Origin of the sequence: Streptomyces pathocidini (assembly GCF_001418495.1) — a bacterium.
Lineage (GTDB): Bacteria > Actinomycetota > Actinomycetes > Streptomycetales > Streptomycetaceae > Streptomyces > Streptomyces pathocidini.
The window spans coordinates 1-1,587 of record NZ_LIQY01000703.1; the positions used below are offsets into that span (position 1 = coordinate 1).

The window sequence follows — 1,587 nt, forward strand, 5'->3', positions numbered from 1 at the left end:
CGCTGGGGGCGGGCGGTCGGGCCGCGGGCGGGACGGCGGGTCCGCCGACCACCGAAAGGTCACCGGACAGGCACCACCTGACAGGCGCCACCGGTCAGGCGTCAGCAGACGGTCGCAGCGGATGGGCGTCAGCGGATGGGCAGGCCCGCCAGGGTGCGGGCGATGACCAGGCGCTGGATCTCGCTCGTGCCCTCGAAGATGGTGTAGATCGCGGCGTCCCGGTGCATGCGCTCGACCGGGTACTCGCGGGTGAAGCCGTTGCCGCCGAAGATCTGGATGGCCTGGGCCGTGACCTTCTTGGCGACCTCGCTGGCGAAGAGCTTGGACATCGAGCCCTCGGCGGAGGTGAAGGGCTTGCCCGTGGTGCCCATCCAGGAGGCGCGCCACACCAGCAGCCGGGCGGCGTCGATCTGGGTGCGCATGTCGGCCAGCTGGAAGGCGACGCCCTGGTTGTCGATGATCGGGCGGCCGAACTGGGTGCGGGTCTTGGCGTATTCGAGGGCCTCTTCGTACGCGGCGCGGGCGGTGCCGATGGCCATGGCGCCGACCGCGGGCCGGGAGGCCTCGAAGGTGGCCATCGCCGCGTTCTTGAGGCGCTCGCCGCCCGACTTGGCGCGCTCGCGGGCGCGCGCCAGGCGCTCGTCGAGTTTCTCCTTGCCGCCGAGCAGGCAGCTGCCCGGGACGCGGCAGTCCTCCAGGACGACCTCGGCGGTGTGCGAGGCGCGGATGCCGTGCTTCTTGAACTTCTGCCCCTGGGACAGGCCCGGGGTGCCCGGCGGGACGATGAAGGAGGCGTGGCCCTTGGAGCCCAGCTCGGGGTCGACGACCGCGACGACCACGTGGACGTTCGCGATGCCGCCGTTGGTCGCCCAGGTCTTGGTGCCGTCGAGGACCCACTCGTCCTTGGCCTCGTCGTAGACGGCGCGGGTGCGCATCGCGCCGACGTCGGAGCCGGCGTCCGGCTCGGAGGAGCAGAAGGCGGCGACCTTGACGTCGTCCGGGGTGCCGTACATCTGCGGGATCCAGGTGCCGATCTGCTCCTCGGTGCCGTTGGCGATGACGCCCACGGCGGCCAGGCCGGTGCCGACGATGGACAGGGCGATGCCCGCGTCGCCCCAGAACAGCTCCTCCATGGTGAGCGGGATGCCGAGGCCCGTCGGGTCGAAGAACTGCTGGGCGTAGAAGTCGAGGGAGTACAGGCCGATCTTGGCGGCCTCCTGGATCACGGGCCACGGCGTCTCTTCGCGTTCGTCCCACTCGGCGGCGGCCGGCCGTATAACGTCCGCGGCGAAGCCGTGGATCCACTCCCGCACAGCCTTCTGGTCGTCGTTGAGATCGAGCGTGAACTCGGCCATGTCCCCTCCACCTGCTTGTTACTTGCGGTAACAACAGTCTGTTACCGGCTGGTAGAGGCTGTCAACTCCCGGCTCCCCTCCGGAACCCCGCAGGTGGTCAGGTGTTACGTTGCGCTGGCACCAAGGCAAGCCAATGGGCGGGGAGACACCTCATGGAGACCAGTCAGCGGGACGATCAGCAGCGGGCCGCGGAGCGCCGGCGCAAGGAACTGCTGGAGGCCGCGGACCGGGT

Annotated in this window: 1 protein-coding gene; it reads right to left on the bottom strand. The window is 70.2% G+C overall.

Going from position 1 to position 1,587, the window contains the following annotated elements:
* Window positions 1–128: 128 nt before the first annotated feature.
* Window positions 129–1,355 carry an acyl-CoA dehydrogenase family protein gene (locus AOK16_RS24630; RefSeq protein ID WP_055474298.1) on the bottom strand — a complete coding sequence of 409 codons (1,227 nt, stop codon included), beginning with the start codon at window positions 1,353–1,355 and terminating at the stop codon, window positions 129–131.
* Between the last annotated feature and the right edge of the window lie 232 nt (window positions 1,356–1,587).